The 19810-nt window shown below is 60.2% G+C and carries 21 protein-coding genes and 2 tRNA genes; 4 read left to right on the top strand and 19 right to left on the bottom strand.

The genetic code is table 11. From position 1 onward, the window contains the following. The 3 genes from CMG77_RS10015 to CMG77_RS10005 all read right to left on the bottom strand — a co-directional run. Window positions 1–483: AAA family ATPase (locus CMG77_RS10015; protein ID WP_286904323.1), on the bottom strand; the 483-nt coding region annotated here is incomplete at its 3' end. 138 nt (window positions 484–621) lie between these two features. After that, on the bottom strand, window positions 622–1899 hold the full coding sequence (gene ccmI, locus CMG77_RS10010) for a c-type cytochrome biogenesis protein CcmI (protein ID WP_123637349.1): 1278 nt from the start codon (window positions 1897–1899) through the stop codon (window positions 622–624). Then, entirely contained in the window at window positions 1896–2372 is a 477-nt protein-coding gene (locus tag CMG77_RS10005; protein WP_286804592.1) for a cytochrome c-type biogenesis protein, read from the bottom strand. Before CMG77_RS10005 ends, ccmI begins: the two co-directional genes overlap by 4 nt. Before the next feature lie 194 nt (window positions 2373–2566). Here CMG77_RS10005 and CMG77_RS10000 point away from each other — a divergent pair. Beyond that, window positions 2567–2642 (top strand) — tRNA-Val (locus CMG77_RS10000). A gap of 20 nt (window positions 2643–2662) precedes the next feature. Next, window positions 2663–2739, top strand: a tRNA-Asp gene (locus CMG77_RS09995). Window positions 2740–3103: 364 nt separating this feature from the next. Here CMG77_RS09995 and CMG77_RS09990 read toward each other — a convergent pair. The 7 genes from CMG77_RS09990 to ccmA all read right to left on the bottom strand — a co-directional run bounded on the left by CMG77_RS09990 (window position 3104) and on the right by ccmA (window position 8477). Further along, the gene (locus CMG77_RS09990) at window positions 3104–3634 is read right to left on the bottom strand and encodes a DsbE family thiol:disulfide interchange protein (protein WP_286875673.1); all 531 of its coding nucleotides are present in this window, start codon (window positions 3632–3634) and stop codon (window positions 3104–3106) included. Continuing rightward, the gene (locus CMG77_RS09985) at window positions 3631–5616 is read right to left on the bottom strand and encodes a heme lyase CcmF/NrfE family subunit (protein WP_024460143.1); all 1986 of its coding nucleotides are present in this window, start codon (window positions 5614–5616) and stop codon (window positions 3631–3633) included. Before CMG77_RS09985 ends, CMG77_RS09990 begins: the two co-directional genes overlap by 4 nt. Then, window positions 5606–6076, bottom strand: a complete 471-nt coding sequence (gene ccmE / locus CMG77_RS09980; RefSeq protein WP_286875679.1) for a cytochrome c maturation protein CcmE — start codon at window positions 6074–6076, stop codon at window positions 5606–5608. The genes CMG77_RS09985 and ccmE overlap by 11 nt, the downstream gene beginning before the upstream one ends. 77 nt (window positions 6077–6153) lie before the next feature. After that, window positions 6154–6342 (bottom strand): heme exporter protein CcmD, encoded by a 189-nt coding sequence (gene ccmD / locus CMG77_RS09975; protein ID WP_024460141.1) that lies wholly within the window; start codon window positions 6340–6342, stop codon window positions 6154–6156. Continuing rightward, a complete protein-coding gene (locus CMG77_RS09970) occupies window positions 6342–7094 on the bottom strand; it encodes a heme ABC transporter permease (protein ID WP_024460140.1) in 753 nt (250 codons plus the stop codon). The genes ccmD and CMG77_RS09970 overlap by 1 nt, the downstream gene beginning before the upstream one ends. A 26-nt stretch (window positions 7095–7120) precedes the next feature. Next, entirely contained in the window at window positions 7121–7807 is a 687-nt protein-coding gene (gene ccmB / locus CMG77_RS09965; protein WP_286875681.1) for a heme exporter protein CcmB, read from the bottom strand. Then, entirely contained in the window at window positions 7797–8477 is a 681-nt protein-coding gene (ccmA, locus tag CMG77_RS09960) for a cytochrome c biogenesis heme-transporting ATPase CcmA (RefSeq protein ID WP_414673879.1), read from the bottom strand. Before ccmA ends, ccmB begins: the two co-directional genes overlap by 11 nt. Window positions 8478–8546: 69 nt before the next feature. On the opposite strand from ccmA, the gene fliK reads away from it, so the two are divergent. Together fliK and CMG77_RS09950 are read left to right on the top strand one after the other, a co-directional pair. Next, window positions 8547–10079, top strand: a complete 1533-nt coding sequence (gene fliK, locus CMG77_RS09955) for a flagellar hook-length control protein FliK (protein WP_502691830.1) — start codon at window positions 8547–8549, stop codon at window positions 10077–10079. After that, on the top strand, window positions 10076–10393 hold the full coding sequence (locus tag CMG77_RS09950; protein WP_286904317.1) for an EscU/YscU/HrcU family type III secretion system export apparatus switch protein: 318 nt from the start codon (window positions 10076–10078) through the stop codon (window positions 10391–10393). Before fliK ends, CMG77_RS09950 begins: the two co-directional genes overlap by 4 nt. 733 nt (window positions 10394–11126) lie before the next feature. On the opposite strand, the gene CMG77_RS09945 is transcribed toward CMG77_RS09950, so the two are convergent. The 9 genes from CMG77_RS09945 to CMG77_RS09905 all read right to left on the bottom strand — a co-directional run bounded on the left by CMG77_RS09945 (window position 11127) and on the right by CMG77_RS09905 (window position 19582). Then, window positions 11127–11651, bottom strand: a complete 525-nt coding sequence (locus tag CMG77_RS09945; RefSeq protein ID WP_286904315.1) for a DUF2878 domain-containing protein — start codon at window positions 11649–11651, stop codon at window positions 11127–11129. 1 nt (window position 11652) lies between these two features. Next, window positions 11653–12522 (bottom strand): class I SAM-dependent methyltransferase, encoded by an 870-nt coding sequence (locus tag CMG77_RS09940; protein ID WP_502691835.1) that lies wholly within the window; start codon window positions 12520–12522, stop codon window positions 11653–11655. Between the two features lie 401 nt (window positions 12523–12923). Continuing rightward, window positions 12924–13712: a DUF1365 domain-containing protein gene (locus CMG77_RS09935; RefSeq protein ID WP_286904311.1), complete on the bottom strand. Its 789-nt coding sequence runs from the start codon at window positions 13710–13712 to the stop codon at window positions 12924–12926. Beyond that, the gene (locus CMG77_RS09930) at window positions 13712–14986 is read right to left on the bottom strand and encodes an NAD(P)/FAD-dependent oxidoreductase (RefSeq protein WP_286904310.1); all 1275 of its coding nucleotides are present in this window, start codon (window positions 14984–14986) and stop codon (window positions 13712–13714) included. Before CMG77_RS09930 ends, CMG77_RS09935 begins: the two co-directional genes overlap by 1 nt. A 23-nt stretch (window positions 14987–15009) precedes the next feature. After that, window positions 15010–15765, bottom strand: coding sequence for an SDR family NAD(P)-dependent oxidoreductase (locus CMG77_RS09925; protein WP_286904308.1), 756 nt, complete (start codon window positions 15763–15765; stop codon window positions 15010–15012). A gap of 11 nt (window positions 15766–15776) precedes the next feature. Then, window positions 15777–17222 (bottom strand): deoxyribodipyrimidine photo-lyase, encoded by a 1446-nt coding sequence (phrB, locus tag CMG77_RS09920; RefSeq protein ID WP_286805880.1) that lies wholly within the window; start codon window positions 17220–17222, stop codon window positions 15777–15779. Beyond that, on the bottom strand, window positions 17222–17662 hold the full coding sequence (locus tag CMG77_RS09915; protein ID WP_286805881.1) for a nuclear transport factor 2 family protein: 441 nt from the start codon (window positions 17660–17662) through the stop codon (window positions 17222–17224). Before CMG77_RS09915 ends, phrB begins: the two co-directional genes overlap by 1 nt. Continuing rightward, on the bottom strand, window positions 17662–18630 hold the full coding sequence (locus CMG77_RS09910; RefSeq protein WP_286805882.1) for a MerR family transcriptional regulator: 969 nt from the start codon (window positions 18628–18630) through the stop codon (window positions 17662–17664). The genes CMG77_RS09915 and CMG77_RS09910 overlap by 1 nt, the downstream gene beginning before the upstream one ends. Further along, complete coding sequence (locus CMG77_RS09905) at window positions 18617–19582, bottom strand: YbgA family protein (protein ID WP_286805884.1); 966 nt, start codon at window positions 19580–19582, stop codon at window positions 18617–18619. Before CMG77_RS09905 ends, CMG77_RS09910 begins: the two co-directional genes overlap by 14 nt. Between the last annotated feature and the right edge of the window lie 228 nt (window positions 19583–19810).

Genomic DNA, 19810 nt, shown 5'->3' with positions numbered 1-19810 from the left:
CCGCAGCTCTTCGGGCTTGGCCTCAATCAGGCGTGAGATCATGCCCTGCTCGATGATGGCGTAGCTGCGCGGGCCGAGGCCGGTGCCAAGGAAAATGTCGGTAATATCCCGACGGCGGCACTTGGTGCCGTTCAAGTAGTAGAAGTTCTGGGCTTCGCGGGTGACCTTCCGCTTGATGGAAATTTCGTTGAACGCGGCGTATTCGCCCTGCACGGTTTTGTCCGAGTTATCAAACACCAGCTCGATGGACGCCTGACCCACCGGCTTGCGGGCGTTGGAACCGTTGAAAATGACGTCGGTCATGGCTTCGCCGCGCAGGTTTTTGGCGGAGGACTCCCCCATTACCCAGCGGACGGCGTCAATGATGTTGGACTTGCCGCAGCCGTTGGGGCCCACGACCGCGCACAGGTTGCTGGGAAAGTTGACCGTGGTCGCGTCGACGAAGGATTTAAAACCGACCAGCTTGATACACTTGAGGCGCATAGGTCCCTATCACTCTGTTTCGACGTTCGGCGCCCGGATTGCCGTCGCCTAGCCCATTGAAATCATTAGAATTTTAGCGCTCCAAAGACTCGGGCTTCGGAGCGCTCAGCAAAAGCGAGGATTCTACACGGATTTGTGCTATTCGGCGATGGGCTCGTCAATGACCAGGGTCAGGGGCTCAGAGCGGTTCTCCAGGTCAACCGGACCCATACGCCCCTCCCAGTCGCCGGCCTGAGGAACAGCGTCCCCACTGGGCGATAGCCGTGCGACCAGTTCTACCTGCTCCACTGTGGCCAGTGAGGCCGCCGGTGACATGGCCATAGTTTCATCCAAAGTAATGGATAATGGCAATTGACTCGCCGCTACCCTTTGAATGGCAAGGGGCATGGGTGATCCATCCCAGGCACGGGCGTAAACGAACACTGTTTCGTCACCGTCGTACTGGACCTGCTCGCTAAGCGACACTTCAACCGTGACGCTGACCTTGCCCTCCGAGGCGTCGGCTGTCTGGGGTTCACCGGACTCCCCTAGCGCCTGACGGGCCCGGTCAATCCCTCTCTGAAACGCCATGGCGTTGCCGGATTGCGGATTCATTACCTCCAGTGCGCGCTGCCAGTAATCAATCGCGTCCTGAAAGTTGCGCTGACCAAAGGCATTGATACCCGCCAGACCCAGCGCCGTGGTCTCCTGGGGGTCGGCGGCCAGCGCTTCTTCGATCAGGGTCTGGGCGCGCTCGCCAATCCGATTGTCGTCCCGGATGAACAGGGTTTCCGCCAATTCGGCACGAATACGCGCGGAGCCGGGTTCGAGCGCAAGTATCCGCTCGTAGGCGTCCACCGCCTGGTCGTAGTGGCCCAGTTCGCGGGAATAGTGCGCCAGCAGGAACAGATATTGAGTGGAGTCCGGTTCTTTTTTCAGGCGGGCCTGAATGTGCTCCACCAGCTCCCAGGTCCGGCTGGGATCGACCCGCTGGTCGCTCATCCGCTCTTCCCGATCAAGACGAGCCTTATTCGCCTGAAGATCTGCCAGAAACACATCTTCGCTGGCACCGCGCCACTCATAAAACACCAGACTGCCTACCATGGATGCCGCCGCCACAATCACCAGCACGCGACCGCCGGGCAGCGCCCGCCCGCGAACCGGCTTACTGCTGGCCAGCTCGCGCTCCTCCTGCAGCAGGGCTCGCTCCTGCTCCAGTTTCAGTTGCTCGAAAGTTTCCTGATTGATGCGCCCGGCATCCCGGTCGGCCTCAAGCTCCGCCAGGTACTTGCGAAACAGCGCCACATTGGTTTCCAGGTAGCGCCGGCGCACCTGTTCAAGGTGTGAACCGGTCGCCTTGCGTCGCATGGGCCAAAGAAAAAACGCCAGAGCCACGACCACCATCAGGGCCATGACCCACCACAAAGGAGTCATCATCGTTCGGGATTCTCGTCGTCGGAAGAATTCAACAGCCGGTCCAGCTCGGAGCGTTCGGCATCAGTGAGGTTTTTGGCCGTCTCGGTCGGGGCCAGCCCGCTGCTGCGTCGCTGACGCACTACCCAGATAAGGATGATGATACCGAGCAACAACACCACTACCGGCCCGAGCCAGAGCGCCAGCGTGGCCGCTTTCAGTGGGGGGCGGTAGAGTACGTAGTCGCCGTAGCGCTCGACAAGGAAGTCGGTGATTTCCTTGTCGGCGCGCCCTTCTTTGATCATCCGGTAGACCTGATCACGCAGGTCCTTGGCAATCGGAGAATCAGATCCCGCCAGATTCTGGTTCTGACACTTGGGGCAGCGAAGCTCATCAATAAAGCTCTGGTACCGTTGCCGGTCCGTCTCGCTGTCAAATTCACGGATATCCACGGCGCCCTGCGCCGCCGACCAGGGCAACATCAACAGCCACCCCATAAACCACCAAGTCCGCACCAATGACCTCAAGGCAAACGCCCCCTCTGCTGATTCGAGAGCGAAGAGTATAACAAGCCCCTCTCTCAGGTGGCGAGAAACCCGAATAAATTCGCCAGAGAAAGTTTTTTGAAAAAAATGCCAAAAAGGAATTGACCTGAGCCCTCGTTTCATTAGAATACGCAGCTCCTGAACGGGGGTGGTTAGCTCAGTTGGTAGAGCGGCGCCCTTACAAGGCGTAGGTCACAGGTTCGACTCCTGTACCACCCACCACATCCGTTCACGCTACCGTTGGACCGGTAGTTCAGTTGGTTAGAATGCCGGCCTGTCACGCCGGAGGTCGCGGGTTCGAGTCCCGTCCGGTCCGCCATACATACGAAAAAGGCCCACACGAAAGTGTGGGCCTTTTTCGTATGTATCGTGGAATGTGATGGGCGAGAACCCGCGCTCCGGGTTCGACCAATCGGCAGGATAGCCGATTGGCACAGCGCAAAGCGCTGCCCGAAGGGTGGGCGCCATGGACGGCGCCCATGAGTCCCGTCCGGTCTGCGCAGCGCGGAGCGCTGCCAATGAGATCAGGCGAAGACAGTAGACCGCCAAGAAGTTCGATTCGAGGTTGGGTTACGGCGGATGCGCTTCGCTTATCCGCCCTACGCATCCTCTGCCGCCACATTCCACATACACGAACCACGGCAGTCTCCAACGGTGGATGACGCGCTTCGCGCTTATCCGCCCTACTCGGCTTTCAACCGCTCCACCAAGGGCCCAAGCTCCTCATCCCACACACGCTGGTCGATAATCCCAACATGGCGATGACGGATCACGCCCTGCTTATCGACCACATAGGTCTCAGGCGCCCCAAACACGCCCAGATCCACCCCGAGACGACCGTCCTGATCGACCACACTCAGACGATAAGGATCATGTAACTGCGCCAACCAGCGCTTGGCCTCTTCTACATCGTCTTTATAGTTGATGCCATAAATCGGCATTCCCTGCTCGGCCAACCGCACCAGAAACGGGTGCTCGATCCGACAGGCGGCGCACCAGGTGGCCCAGACATTGACCAGACTCACCTCACCCTTGAAGGTCTGCTCGGTAATCTGCGCATCGGCATCCCGTACCGTGGGCAGATTGAACGCGGGCATCGGATCGCCTATTCGGCTGGACGGCATTTCGGTTGGATCGAGGCTCAGTCCACGCCAGAACAGCACCGCGAGTACTGCAAAAATCATCAGCGGGATAAACAGCTTCAGACGATTCATTCGGTGACCTCGCCTCCCAGGGTAGGCGCGTGACTATCGGCTTCCTTCTGGGCCAGCCGGCGGTAGCGCTTATCGGCCACAGCCAGCCCCCCACCGAGGGCCATGAAAATCGCCCCGAGCCAGATCCAGCGTACGAACGGTTTGATGTGCACCCGCATGGCCCAGGCACCATTCTCCAGCGGCTCACCCATGGCGACGTAAAGGTCCCGGAACAGTCCCGGGTCCAGGGCCACCTCTGTCATCAGGTTGCCGCCGGCCAGATAGCGTCGCTTCTGGGGCGTCATCTGAAACAGGTACTCACCGTCTTTGGAAACGCGGATACGGGCTTCATCCGCCAGATAGTTGGGCCCACGGACCCGCTCAACACTCTCAAGCACAAATTCATAGTGGCTTGTGCGCACTGACTCGCCGGGCGCCATGCGGACATCCCGCTGCTCGGTGTACACGGTATTCAGGCAGACACCGATCGTAGTGACCGCGATACCGGCGTGCGCCAGCTGCATGCCCCAATAACTCAAGGTCAGCTTTCTCAGGCCGGTCCACCAGCGTTCGCTGTGACGCAACCGGTAGCTCAAATCCGAGATGCCCGCAGTGACGATCCACAGCGCGAAGAACACCGCTAGGCCGGCCTGCCAGGAATACTGGTCACCATACAGGGCGGGAAACAGCGCACCGCCCGCCACACTGATGGTCAGAGGCTTCCACAGAAGCTGACGCAATTGCTGCCAGGTGGTCCGCTTCCAGTTACTGGAAACACCCGGTGCCATAAGCAGGCACACCAAGCCCATCAGCGGGACAAAAAACACGTTGAAGTACGGCGGCCCCACGGAAATCTTGCCCCAGCCCAGGGCATCGGCAATCAGCGGATACAGCGTGCCCAGTAGCACACTGATCATGATGCTCACCAGCAGGATATTATTGGCCAACAGGAACGTTTCCCGCGCGGTTGCCGTGAACCGCGTTGTGGTGTGTACCACCGGTGCCCGGAGTGCATATAGGGTCAATGAGCCGCCGACCACGAGCAACAGGAACATCAGAATGAACACGCCCCGCTCCGGGTCATTGGCAAAGGCATGCACCGACGTCAGCACTCCTGAGCGAACCAGAAAGGTGCCCAGCAAGCTCAAAGCAAAGGTAAAAATGGCCAGCAACAGGGTCCAGCTTTTGAACAATCCTCGCTTTTCGGTTACCGCCATGGAGTGAATCAACGCGGTACCCACCAGCCAGGGCAGGAAAGAAGCGTTTTCAACCGGATCCCAGAACCACCAGCCTCCCCAACCGAGCTCGTAGTAAGCCCACCAACTCCCCAGGGCGATTCCCAGGGTCAGAAAAGCCCAGGCGGTATTGGTCCAGGGGCGGGCCCAACGGGTCCAGGCCGCATCCATCCGGCCGCTGATCAGTGCGGCGATAGCAAAAGCGAAGCTGACGGCAAACCCCACGTACCCCATGTACAGCACCGGTGGATGCACAATCAGCCCGAAGTCCTGGAGCAGCGGATTCAGATCACTGCCCTCCTCCGGCGGCAGCGGCAGCAGCCGGTCAAACGGATTCGAGGTCAGCAGCATGAACAGTAAAAAGCCGATTGCCACAAAACCCATCACCGCCAGCACCTGGGCGCGCAGGCTCAGAGGCAGGCTTTTGCTCAGGTGTGCAATGGCGAGCGTCCAGCCGGACAGCATCAACACCCAAAGCAGCAGTGAACCCTCGTGCCCGCCCCAGACAGCGCTGATCTTGTAGTACACCGGCATCAGGGAGTTGGAGTGCCCGGCCACGTAGGACACGGAAAAATCATCCTGAACAAAGGCGATCGTCAGACAGACGAACGACACGGCGACAAAAAAGAACAGACCGGTAGCCAGGGAGCGGCTGGTGTGCATCAGCAGCTGATTGCCGGTCAGCGAGCCCGCCAGGGGAACCGTGGCCAGAGCGAGACTGAAGGCCAGCGCCAGAATCAGCGCAAAATGTCCAATCTCAGGGACCATAAACCATCACTCCACAGCCTTCGTCATGATCGCCGCCGGCCGCCGACATTGCTTCGGCGACTTCCGGGGGCATGTATTCTTCATCGTGTTTGGCCAGTACTTCCGTGGCCCGGAAAACGCCATCCGCTCCCAGCGTTCCGTTGACCACCGCCGCTTCTCCCTCGGCGAACAGATCCGGCAGGATACCGCCATAGGTCACGGTGAAGTCCACCACGCCATCGGTCAGGTCGAAGCGGGTCTCAAGATCGCCACTCTGGGAGCGCTGCACGCTGCCCGGACGCACACAGCCTCCGGCGCGGATCCGGGTATCCACCGGCGCCTCACCGGAGACGATCTGACCGGGCGGGTAAAACAGATTGATATTGGCGCGCAAGGCGTAAGCCATCAGACCCACTGCCAGGGTGGAAAACACCACCACAAAAAGCACCATGAACAGACGTTGTCGACGGACGGGATGCATAGGCTACTTCACTTCTCTTCACGAAGGCGGCCGAAAGAAGCCGCAGTGTATCAGGATTGGGGCGTCACCGCCGCCGGTTACTCCGCTGACCGCGCCGAGCGGCGAAGCAGTGCCGCCTGTCGGCGCAACCAGCGCTTGCGGCGGATACCCGGGCTCAGCAACAGGTACAGGAGCGTTCCCCAGGTGATCAGATAACACACCCAGACGTAGGGGCCGTGCCCTCCCATTCGCAAAAATTCGGCAAACGAGTCAAAGTAAAAACTCATCAGTGACGCTCCTCTTGGGCAATCAGCTCTCGCACCCAGCCGGTACGGCTCTCGCGGCGCAGTATTTCATAGCGGGTGTAGCGCAGCAGCACCACCGCATAGAATACGTAAAACGCCAGGATCATGGTCAACAGAGGGTACAACATCGAGGCGTGAATGGTGGGCGCCGACGTCAACTTGAGCGTGGCGGGCTGATGCAGGGTGTACCACCAGTCCACGGACTTGTAGATGATCGGGATATTCACGGTGCCGACCAGAGCCAGCACGGCACTGGCTTTATCCGCCGCCTCGCGGCTCATGAAGGCGCTCTGCAGCGCCATGATGCCCAGATAAAGGAAAAACAGTATCAACATCGAGGTAATGCGCGCATCCCAGGCCCACCAGGTGCCCCAGGTGGGTTTGCCCCAGATGGCACCGGTGACCAGGGAGACGAAGGTCAGGGCTGCGCCGATGGGGGCGGCGGATTTCATCACCATGAAAGCCAGCTTCATTCGCCAGATCAGCCCTACCGCCCCGCACAGTGCCATCACGTAATAGCCCGCCAGCGCGAGAAACGCGGCGGGCACGTGGATATAGATGATCCGGTAGCTGTTGCCCTGCTTGAAGTCCTCAGGCGAAAAGGCCAGCCCCCAGACGGTGCCGAGCACCAGCAACACCAGAGCAATGGCGGTCAGCCAGGGCAGCCAGGCGCCGGTCTTGTCATAGAACCAGCGGGGAGAGCCAAGTCGGTGAAACCATTGCCAGGAAGCCATTCGGTGGTGCTCCTCAGATTCTTGTATCAGTAACTGTCGACGCAGATGCGCAGGGCTGCTGCCGCCGCAAACGGGGCCAGCACGGCGGCCATGGCCCCAAAGGTGCCCAACACGGCCAAGGCGACCCCCACCTGATTGCCCAGGGCGGCGTCGTTGACGGCGCTGGCGCCGAAAATCAGCACCGGAACATACAGCGGCATCACGATCAGGGACAGCAGCAATCCGCCACGGCGCAGCGATACGGTCAGGGCCGCCCCGACCGAGCCAATCAGGCTCATGGTGATGGTGCCAATCATCAGCGACAGACACAGCACCCCATAACCGCCCTCCGGCAGTGCCAGCATCAAGCCGAGCAGCGGTGACATCAACGTCAGGGGCAACCCGGTGACCAGCCAGTGGGCCAACACTTTAGCGAGGACCGTCAGGTAGAGCAATGACGGGCTGACCAGACACTGCTCCAGAGCGCCATCGTCAAAGTCAGAGCGGAACAGGCCATCGAGCGACAACAGAGTCGCGAGCAGCGCCATGACCCACAGAATCCCCGGCGCCAGCACGGCGAGCAGCGCCGCCTCCGGCCCGACGCCGAGGGGTACCAGGGTGATCGCAATCAGGAAAAAGACCAGCGGATTGATCCAGTCGCCAGGGTGACGACCGGCCAGAAGGAGATCCCGCTTCAGGGTGGCGACAAAGGCGCTACCGGCCTCAGTACTCATCGCCCGCCTCCTGTTCCACGCGCGGCGGATGATCGAGCAGGTTGAGCGGGCGCAGCTCCGGCAGCCGGACCTCCTGATGGGACGTAAGAATCACCAGCCCCCCTTGACGGGTGTGATGCTGAAGCTGCTGCTCCAGATCCGCGACCCCTCTCTGGTCGATTGCGGTAAAGGGTTCATCGAGAATCCAAAGCGGTGCCCGGGACAGGTACAGGCGGGCCAGAGCCACCCGGCGCAGTTGACCGGCCGATAGCTGATAACAGGGAATATCTTCGTAACCGGCCAGACCGACCCGCTCCAGAGCCGCCACGGCATCGCCCTGCTGGCTGCCGGCACCGAGCGCCCGATACCAGGCCAGGTTTTCCAGGGGGGTGAGCGCCGCCTTGATGCCCGGGGCGTGGCCAATGTAGAGCAGGGACTGACGGAACGCCCAGCGACAGGCGGATACCGGGGTACCGCGCCATTCAATGCGCCCCCGGGCGGGAGCGCCGATACCGGCCAGTGTGCGCAGCAGCGTGGTTTTGCCGGAGCCGTTTGGGCCCAGAATCTGGACCCGCTCTCCGGCGTACAGCTGGGCGGTCAGACCACTGAACAGAGGGCGCTCATCGCGCTCGCAGGTCAGGTTCTCTAATGTCAGGAGGAGCTCCGCCAAAATAGTGCCGCCGTTCGCCATACGAAAACGGCCCGCTGGCCGCTATACTGGTGAGCGACGGATTATAACGGGGTTGCATCGCTCCCCACAATGAAAAGCCCGATTGGACCCGACATGGTTGATAAGCTGTCTCCGACAAATCCGATTCTGCCCTTGACGCGCCCCGCCTCCGGCGAGCGTCCCGCAGGCGAATCCGGCCTGATGCGCCTGCTGACCGAATCCCTGGCTCGCTCCCCCGCCTCAGCGGTATCGGCGGAGGTCCGTCAGGTCGCGCCGGTCACGGCCGAGCAGCGCCAGCAATTGATCAACCGCCTGGTGGACACCTTACTGCAGTGGCAGAGCCGACCCGATAGCGCCAATCGGACCCAACAGCTCGCCCGTCTGGCCGACGAGCAGCAGTTGCTCAATGCCGCCCAGCTCAAGCTGGTCCGACTCAACGTGCAACAGCAGAACGTGGTGACCTATACTGATCGGCCACTCAAACCCGGGCAGCAGGTGGCCGTCTATCTGGCCGAAAACCGCTTGTGGCAGCTCGCCGCTCCCAAAGCGACCTCGCTCTCCGAGGCGGGCGGGCTCCAGACCGGCGTATCCGCGCCCCGCGCAAGCGATGGACCTGCGCTGCTCAGCGAGGCGCTGCGACGGGCACTCCCGATGAAGGACGCCCCGGACCTCTCCCCGCCCCTTGCACGAATGGACCAGCTACTCAACATCCGGCAACAACGGACGTTGTTCTCCAGCAACCTGCAACAGGCACTGAGACAGGCTGCTCAGCAGTTGCGGGAGCCCAGTCAATTGACCCGGCCGGGCGCAATGCGCGAAGCGCTGAGTGAGAGCGGTGTGTTTCTGGAGAAAAAACTGCTGACCGCCTTGCGCCCTGCGGCCCGCGACGCAGCGGGAGTCGGAGTGGCGTCGACCCAAACCGAGCGCGGCGGTAATGTTGCGGCGCAACAGGTCCTGAACGGGGACTGGAAAGGCGCACTGTTGAAAGTACTGCACCAGGTGCGTACGGAGCTGAGCCGGCTCGGTCAGACACCGGAGCTGATGCGCGGCAATGAACTGAATCTGAGTGCGCTGCTGGAGCAGGTATCAGCGCGCCCGGCACCCGAACTCGCCGACCGGAGCCTGCGCACCCAACTATTACAGATGGTTCATCAACTGACGCTGCACAGCCTGGCCCGGATTCAGGTTCAGCAGAGCCAGGCCCTGACCCAACAGTTTGCCCCGGCGGACGCCGGCCCTGCGCCCCAGACTCTGACCCTGGAAGTGCCCATGCGCCTGGGACAGGAGATCCAACCGCTACTGCTTCGAATCGAGCCGGAGCCGGAAAAAAACGAGACGGGAAAACGCAGCGGAAAAATCCGTCAGTGGCAGGTGCAACTCAGTTTTGAGTTGCCGGATGCCGGCACCCTGCACGCTCAGGTGACGGTACGGGATCAGAAAGTGGCGACNCGNCTGTGGGCGGAACAGGAGCAGACCGCCAACACCATNCGCGCGCGNCTGAACGACCTGCAGCAGCGGCTGGAAAAAGAAGGCATCGAAGTGACCCAGNTGGAATGCCACACAGGCGCCCCACCCNGGCCCATGACNGACATTCNCTATTCACTGGTGGACATCACAACATGAACAGGCGCACCGACGGGNACAACGGGTTCACCCCGGACGAGATTGAAAAGGCGGTGGCTCTGTTTTATGACGGCACCCACGCGCCCCACGTCAGCGCCAAGGGCCAGGGCGATGTGGCGCGGGAGATCATGGCCATTGCCGAAGCTGAGGGGGTACCGCTGTGCGATAACCGAGAANTGGTGAATCTTCTCGTGACCCTGGAGCTGGGCGACGAAATTCCCGAGAGCCTCTACCGGGCCGTGGCTCACATCATTGCCTTCGCCTACGAGCTACAGGGCAAACAACCCGAAGGGTTTACGCCAGGGCCATCGTGACCCTGGATGTTNTCGGCACCTCAGGGGTACCGATAGTGAATCTCTACATCCCGTCCCTCTCCATCGGCGTCCGGAATATTGGAACGACCGCGAAAGACCATCAGNCGTGTGTCCTCAGGNTCATANGCCAGGTACAGATTATCCGCGAACAGTGACAGCACAGCGCTGTTCACCCGGATACGGAAATACACCCAGTCCTCTTCNTGNTTTTGNATGGGCGAGNCGTCGGCGTCAATGCGCTCGGCGCGCAGCCGGACGTTGGTCAGTCGGTTGGGAAAGGCGAAGTGGAAGGTCACCCGCTCCCCGTCCATCAGACGATCCCAATGATTCTGAATGAACGGATCGAAACCTGCGTCGATCACCTGTCGGCTTTTGACCTCCACCGATTCACTTTCCGGTTCTTCCCGGGAACCTCGCGTCAAGCGGATCTGCTCCTCATCGTCACTCCAGCGCGCACTCCAATGCAGATCCTGCCGCAGGTCCCGAAGCTCGAATGACGGGCTGGTTTCACCGTAGGAATAATCGAGGGTTTTCTCGGCAATGCGTTCTCCGTCCGGGTCCACGTAATGCACTTCGCCCTTGCCGCTGTCATTTACCGGCGTATACCGCTCTTCGTACAGCAACTGCTCTATGTTGTCGGCATGATAGGCCGCGCCAATGATCTCGTACTCGCTCTCTTCGGCCAGTGCCTGAGCCGCCGGCAGCAGAAGCAGGCCTGCCGCCACACCTGATATCAGACTTTTCCACATAACCGTTCTCCTCGTAACACCAGCCACCGATGCAGTGGCAACAACCAGACCCAGATGGCCATCATGATCAGGAAACCCTGAGTGACCGGCAGGCCCCACTCCACACCGGACAGACGAACGCCACCCAGATACGCCATGGGGCCACCCACCGCGCCAACCACGCCGATCAACCAGGGACGTTCGTACAACGCTTTCAGAGGATGATGCAGAGTCAGTGCCATGATCACCCAGAGACAGGTCAACCAGACCGGCGCCAATCCAGAGGCGGACTCAGCGCTGTAATCCAACACCCCGAAGTAGCCGAGCAGGTTGTCGTGCGCAACACCCATGGGCAGCGCGACACAGACGGCCAGCCAGTCCCGCGGGTGCACCGGCGCGAACCGGAAGTGCAGCACGACAAACAGAAACGTGAATGCCACGCCCGGTACATTGCCCAGCAGTACGCACACAAACCAGCCGATTTGTGAAATGACCGCGTTGATCCACCAGTAGTGCCGTTTGAGTTCCACGTCAGACCGGCTCCGGACGATACTTGGGCTTGGCCATCAACAGCTGTGCGGTTCCGATGCTGCGCTCGATAAAGCCCCCCTCGCAATAGCACAGATAGTATTCCCACATCCGGATAAAGCGCTCGTCGAATTTCATTGCCCGCACTCGGTCGAGCTGCGCCTCAAAGGCGAGCCGCCAATCTCTCAGGGTGCGCGCGTAGTGTTGGCCGATATCTTCCAGATGCAGCAGGTTCAGATCGGTAAAGCGGCGCGTCAGGTCGCTCATCAATGCGACCGAAGGCAGCGAGCCGCCGGGGAAAATATACCGCTGGATAAAGTCCACGTGTTTGCGGGCGTGCTCGTAGCGCTGATCGGCAATGGTGATGGCCTGAATCAACATCAGCCCATCGCTGGTCAACAGACGGGAGCAGCGCTCAAAATATTCCCGGAAGTGTTCATGCCCTACCGCCTCGATCATTTCCACCGACACCAGTTTGGTGTACTCGCCGGTCAGGTCCCGGTAGTCCTTGAACAGCAGTGTTATCCGATCTTCCAGCCCCGCTTCTTTCACTTGCGCCTGGGCATGCTCCCACTGGGCACGGGAGATGGTGGTGGTCGTCACCCGGCAACCGTAATGCCGGGCGGCGTAGATCGCCATGCCACCCCAACCGGTACCGATTTCCAACAAGTGGTCATCGGGCCCAAGTTCCAGCTTCTCGCAGATCCGCTGCAGTTTGTACTCGGCAGCCTCCGCCAGGGTGGACTCGGCACGCGGGTAGATGGCCGAGGAATACATCATGCTCGGGTCGAGAAAGAGTCGGAAAAAATCATTACCCAGATCGTAGTGCGCAGCGATATTGCGTCGGGCGCCCTCTTTCGAGTTTCGATTCATCCAGCTGAACAGTCGAAGCAGCCCCTTTCCGAACATAGACTGGCTGGCGTCCATCTTGTCCAGCGCGTGCATATTGCGGACAAAAATGCGGGTTACCTGGGTCAGGTTCGGGGTCGACCAGTAGCCGCTCATATAGGCTTCACCGGCACCCACTGAACCTCCAAAGGCCACTTCGGCGTAGGCCATGGGATCGTGCACATGCAGATCCGCCACCAACACCGCCTGGTCGGCCGGCTGACCGAACTCGTGGCACTCGTCGCCATCGTGCAGCCGAAGGCAGCCCTCCTCCATGGCGGAGAGNGTTTTGAGNATCANACGTTTGGCCAGCGCCTGGTTCCAGCGCGGTTTGGCCAGACGATGNCCTTTNAANCGNGCNATGCTGGGGTTGGAATGCGTCACAACTACCTCCTGGGTGCCAGCGTAATTTGGGTGGTGGATCGTTCAGAAGCCGGGGCCGTCTGATGCCCATAGGGAGGCACCCGCTTTAACCAGAGTTTGAGTGCCTGCCAATAAATGGCCAGAGGCACCTTGATCGTCAGCCAGGGCTGCTGCCACAAAATGCGATTCAGGCGCGATGGTTCCCACGCCTGCCGCTCGAGGCTGAGCGTTGCATCCATNTGACAGGCNCCCTCGCGCCAGTTTTCCATATGAACCAGTAGGGATTCGTCCGGCGCCGTGCTGATCCACCGGTATTCCATNTCAATCGGATTGAACGGCGATACGTGGAACGCTTTCCTGAACCCCAATCGACTCTTGCCGGTNTTCGGGTTGCAGGGAATCACGTAACAATGTCGTTCATTCCAGGGCGTATTNTTNACCTGNGCCAGGATGACACTGGGCTTCNCGGCGTCAGGTTCGAAGCAGTAATAAAAACTGACCGGGTTGAAACACAGCCCCCATTGGCGAAGGTTGGTCAACAACCGGATCGGACCNGACGGACAGTGGCCCGTCTGGCGAGTCACTTCCTCGCGCACNGCGGTTTTCAAGTCCGGCTCCTGGGGATGGAGGTAATCCTCCCGTCGGAACCAGCCAAGTCGGCGACGATTGAAGCCCCAGAACCACAGCCCTTCAAACAGCCCCGGCAACTCATCCAGATCCAGGTAAAACAGGGTCGAGCGATACCGGAACTCNTGCCCGCGAGGCACAAAGCGGCGATGGCGCACCCAGCCTTGATAGATCGCGCTGTGCATCAGAAGGACTCTCCCAACGCCTTGGCAACGCGCAGGCCCGATACCACACCGTCCTCGTGAAAACCATTGCGCCAATAAGCACCGCAGTAATGGGTGTGATTGACACCACTGATATCACTCCANCGCGCCTGGGCTGCAATGCTTTCCCGGTTGAATACCGGGTGACTGTAGCGATAGCGCCCGAGAATTTTGTGCTCATCGAGCCATTCCGTGGCATTGACGCTCACACAGAGGGTTTCCGGNCACTCGAGCCGCTGGAGCATGTTCATGTTGTAGGTCAACACCGCCTCGTTGTCCCGTCCGGGACTGAGCCGATAATTCCAGCTGGCCCAGGCACCTGGTGCCTTGGGNAGGATGCTGGTGTCAGTATGCAGGACAACGTCGTTATCCTGATAGGGAATGGCCGACAGAATGTCATATTCNCGGTCGGTCGGATCCACCAAAAGCTTTAGCGCCTGGTCGCTGTGACAGGCAAAAATGACTTCATCAAAAGCCTGCTCACCAAAGCGGTCTGTGGTCAGGCGCACGCCCTGCTCTGTTCGCTCCACGCGGNGAACCGGACAACCGGTATAAATGCTGTCAGCGAATTCGCGGGTCAGNGGAGGCAGGTAACTGTGGGAGCCGCCTTTGACCGTGTACCACTGGGGCTGCTGGGTGACAGTCAGCAGCCCGTGGTTGTGGAAAAACCGGATAAAGAAGATCAGTGGCATCTCTGCCGCGCCGGACAGGCCCGAGGACCAGATCGCAGAAACCATAGGCAGAATATANTGTTCCCGGAAAAACCGGCTATAGCGCTCCTGTTCCAGGTACTCCCCCAGAGTCATCTGCGGGTCGACCCGGTCTTGCTCATGGGCCTGAGTGCAGGCTCGATTGAAGCGCAGAATCTCCCGAAGCATCCGCCAGTGCGCCGGTCGAAACAGGTTGCGCTTCTGAGCGAACAGACCACGGACGCCACTGCCGCTGTACTCGTGATGACTCCCCGGCTGAGTAACGCCAAAACCCATNTCGGTCAATTGACTGGGAACGCCCAGTCGGGACATCAGCTTGATGAAATTCGGATAAGTACGGTCGTTAAAAACGATAAAACCGGTGTCCACATCGTAATCTTGTCCAGCCACATTGACGCGCTTGGTGGCCGTGTGGCCGCCAATGCTCTCACCGGCTTCAAACACCGTGACCCGGTGACGCTTGGCCAGCAGGTGCCCCGCCGTCAATCCGCTGATACCGGAGCCGACAATCGCAATCTGTTTTGTTTCGTAGCCCGTTTCTTTCATAGCGTTTGTTCTATTTGTGTCGCTCAATCTTTCACCATCTTTTTCAAAAGAGCTGTTTTCCAGCCCAGGGGTAACCAGCTGATAAGACGCATGGTCCACACCAACTGCCAGGGAAANTGCACGATCCGCTGACGACGGGCCATACCGCGGGCAATGTGCTCTGCCGCCGTTTCGGCTTCCACCANAAACGGCATCTCAAAGTCATTGCGGTCGGTGAGCGGGGTTTTGACAAAACCGGGNCGAACCAGNGTCACATCAATGCCCTCNGGTGCCAGGTCGACNCGCAGNGAGTGCATNAAATANTCCATGGCGGCCTTCGAAGCACCATAGGCCTCGCTGCGGGTCAGCNGCAGCACCGTGACCATACTCCCCACCCCGACCACTTGGGCACGGTTGGGGGATTTACGCAGAAACGGCAGTGCCAGCTCGACGGTGTTGGCCGAGCCGACCACATTGATGTTCATCACCGGGGCAAAAGGAGCGGCATCGAAATGCTTGACGTCGATGTATTCGCAGGTGCCGGCGTTGATTACGACGGAATCAAGGTGATGGGTAATGGTCTTCAACCGATCGCTCACCTGGCTCAGTGCCTCTCGATCCGTCAGGTCGACGGGAAGCGCATGGCATCGCTCGGGAAACGCCCGGGCCAGTGATTCCAGCTTGTCCGCGGAGCGGGCGCTGATCACCACGTTGTGGCCGTTCTGCAATAACCGACGGGCCAGTGCTTCACCAATACCGGTCGAGGCACCTGTAACCCATATCCACTGGGACTGGCTCATAAACGACTCCTCTAGCCCTTTGACGATGAGCCATTGAGCTGCTGAAACAACGCAATGGTCTCCTTGCGGCTGGCTTTCAGGTCCACCATCGGCGCAGGATAACCCGACACCGGTGGCGGCTGGTGTATCTGTCTTGTCGAAACCCTTGCCAGCTCTGGAACATATTTACGGATAAACCGGCCATCGGGATCAAAACGCTCGGATTGGGTCACGGGATTGAAAATACGGAAATAAGGCGCCGCATCGGTCCCGGTGGACGCGCTCCACTGCCAGCCGCCGTTATTGGCCGCAAAGTCGCCGTCGATCAGCTGCGACATGAACCAGCGCTCACCCAGACGCCAGTCAATGCGAAGATTCTTGGTGAGAAACATCGCCACGATCATTCGGAGCCGATTGTGCATCCAGCCGGTGTCGAGCAGCTGTCGCATCGCCGCATCCACGATGGGAATGCCGGTTTCTCCGCGACGCCAGCGGTTGAAATCCTCTTCATCGTCGCGCCAGGGGAAGACGTCGGTGTGGCCCTGGAGCGGCTTGTGTTTACACACCACCGGAAAATCCACGGTCACATGCTGATAGAAGTCCCGCCAGACCAGCTCGCTGATCCAGGTGGTCACGCCCTCACTGCCCTCGTCCCAGCGCCCTTCATTGGCACTCAGCGCGGCGGTCAGGCATTGGCGGGGCGACAGGCTGCCCACCGCCAGATAGGGTGACAGCGTCGATGTAGCGGCCTCCGCAGGCAGGTCCCGTTTGCTTTTATAGTCCCGAATGGGTCCGTCTGCAAACTCGGCGAGGCGGCTCAACGCCTCCTCCTCGCCCGCAGGCCAAAGTGCCGAGAGGTCCTTGAGGTGAACCCCCCGGAAGAGACTATCCAGGGTCATCCCGGCGTCGCTGACCTGTCCCAAGGCTTCCGGCTGCACGGCCGGAAGGCCGTGAGGCACCATCGGTAGCTCACGGGCCATCTGGATCCAGCGCCGTTTGAACGCGGTAAACACCTGATAGGGCTCACCCTGGCCGTTACGCACTTTTCCCGGGGGCAGAATCACCCGGTCATGAAACCGCTTGTAATGGCGATCGTGATCATGGAAATACTCCGCCACTGCGCGGTCCCGGTTCAGCTCATCGAGGGGATATTCCGCGTTAAAATACAGCGAATGGCAGCCTTCCCGACGGCTCAGGGATAGCAACTGATGGGGGATTTCAGCGGCCCGGCGAACCCGAAGCAGTACCAGGGGGATGTTCCGCTCGGCCAGATCGGTTTGCATCTGACGTAAATGGCGCCGAATAAAATCCAGCCGTGACGGCGCCGTGCTGTGCCGCTCGATAAAATCCTCGCACAACACATACACCGCCACCACGCCCTGCCCCGCTTCGGCGGCGTGATACAGGGCGGGGTTGTCGCGCAGGCGCAGGTCATTGCGCAGCCATACCAGAATGCGTTGATTGTCCGAACTCACCATTACCCCAGCCTCGCCTTGAGCTTGCCGATCACGTACCCCAATACCGGAATATGCTCATACAGCATGGCGCCGGCATCGAAATAGTCGCGGTGATACACCACCCGCTCCCGAAACTGAAGATGACTGCTCCCCTCAAGGGTCAGCAGCTGGCCCCCTTTAAGCTTCGGATGGCGGTAATTCATGGTCCACAGCAGGACCGCCTGATCCGGTTCATCGGCGTGCCCTCGCTGTTCGAGAATGTGATTGAAGGTAAAGCCGCACTCCTGAAGCCCATGCACCATGCCGGAGAAGTAGCGGCGCAGGGCAACCAGGCCTTCTACCCGGTGCAGGGGGTCTTCAAACACCACGTCGGTATCGTAAATCTGATCCAGAGCACCAATCAGCGCGGGATCAAATCGCTCGTAGAGGGTAGTGACTTTAGTGATCAGCTTGTCTGTCATTATCGTGATGCTCCAGAGCCGGGGGACCCGTTATCAGAGAAATCAGGACCTTCGACCCGCACGGGAAGCCGTGCCTCCAGCGCCGCCAGAATTTCACTATGGGATTGTCCGAGGCAATGAGGCTGTAGCGTGCTGTCCACCAGCGCCGTCTGCCGGCCCGCCAACCAGATCGGAACCGCCAATTGCCGCTCCAGATCGCGGTGTGCGGCCTCCAAACCTGGTTCGGGAACGCTGTCGGTGTAGAGCAACACCGCATCCGCCCCCCGCTGGTCCACCGCGTACAACCACTCCGCCTGGGGCACCGGGCCAAAGAAGTCCACCTGGAGCCTGTTTACGCCCAGACTGTACGCGAGGATCATCGGCAGCACGGAATCCGGGGTGCGTCCGTTATCCACCAGCAACAGACGCGGTGCCCCCTTGGGCGCCGACTGCCGATGGCGTGCCGATGCGAAGTAGTCATACAGCACGGATTCGAAGCACAACAGTTGCGACGTTACCCCATACTGAGGCCGTCCCTGACCGACATCGGATCGCCACTGCGACAGCAGCGGTTCAATACAGTGATCCACCAGAACCGGCATCGGATACTCGGCGGTCAATTCGGCAAGCCGCTTTCGCAGAGCATGCACGTCCAGCGCGGCAAGCGCATGGGCCATCACCTGGCGGTGTTGCTGCCAGGGATCGGTTGGCGACAGATCCACCTCGGTAGCCTCAGCGCCCTGATCCAGCAGCGCCCGGACCTGACCCACCGCAACGCCGCGGGCGAGCCAGCGCTGAATGGCCTCTACCCTGGCAATATCCTCCGGTCGATACAGTCGGTGGCCCTTGGCGGTGCGCAGCGGTTTGAGCAGCCCATAGCGCCGCTCCCAGGCCCGCAGGGTCACGCTGTTCACGCCGGTCAGCTCGGATACCCTGCGGATGGGTACCGCCTCAGAAACCATCGACTCCCGATCTTCAGACGTTGGCATTGCGAAGGCCCAGTTTTTCCGGATGCGGCGCCCAGAAGGTCTGCTTTTGCAGGTAGGGATTATCCACCTTGCGCAGGTAGTGCTTGAGCAGCGTCAGCGGTACCACCAGCGGCACATCACCGGCGTGATAGGCGTCGATGACCTCGGACAGCTCCTGCTGTTCATTGCCATCGAGCAGGTCGCGCAGGTAGCCACGCAGGTGCAGCATGGTGTTGGTATTGCTCTTGCGCGTGGTTTTATGACTCAGCGCGGCCATAAACGCGGTCAGAAACTCATTGCACAGTTCATGGATGTCCCGCGTTCCCGCCTGGGCCACCAACCGACCGATGGACTGGTAGCTGGGCACATGGTGAGCCATTACCTGGTATTTGTACCGGGAGTAGAAGTCCACCAACTTTGCAGGCGTGGGGTCCGGCTCGACGGAGGTTTTCCAGTCGTGGTAGGCGAACACCCGGGAGATGAAGTTATCACGCAGACCGGCATCGGTCAGGCGCCCAGCCTCTTCCACCGGCAGCAGCGGGTGCAATTCCATCAAACGTTCGGCATAGGCTCCAATCCCGTCGCTGTCGAGCGGGTAGCCGTTTTCGCCGTAGCGTTTCATACGGAAGGCGCCGCAGCTCGGGGAGTTCTGCATCATCACGTAGCCGCAGATGTCCGGCATACGCTCCAGCGCCTTGTCGGCCTCGGCGGCCAGCGCTTCGGTGACATCGAGGCTGTCGTCCTGAACCCCGCGCACGCGGGTGCCTTTGTCGGTGGCGACCAGGCGGATGGGCTTGCGGGGAATACCCAGGCCAATCAGCACTTCCGGGCAGACGGGCCGATAGTCGAAGTAGCGGCTCATGACGTCGGTCAGAAAGCGGTTGCGTTTGTGTCCGCCATCAAAGCGAACCCGCTCGCCGAGCAGGCATTCACTGATGCCAACCGGAATTTTGACGTCTGCGTGGGTATCCATCGATGCACCTCTTATACAAGTGGCTAGGCTTTGTATAAGTTGTACGCCGATTTATTGTACAAGGCAAGAGGTTTTGTATAGTTTTTTGGTGGGAGTAGCAGGATAAAAATCGATATTAGGTGAGGCATCAAGTCCGGGCCGTGGAGGGGATACCCTTTCAAGACACGCCGTGAACCCATCCCTGGGGGCTCGACGCGCGGAGTCCCTCCGCTTACGGTCTTGAAAGGG

This window comes from Marinimicrobium sp. (assembly GCF_002695945.1).
Taxonomy (GTDB): domain Bacteria; phylum Pseudomonadota; class Gammaproteobacteria; order Pseudomonadales; family Cellvibrionaceae; genus Marinimicrobium; species Marinimicrobium koreense.
This window is presented reverse-complemented; position numbering and strand designations above follow the sequence as displayed.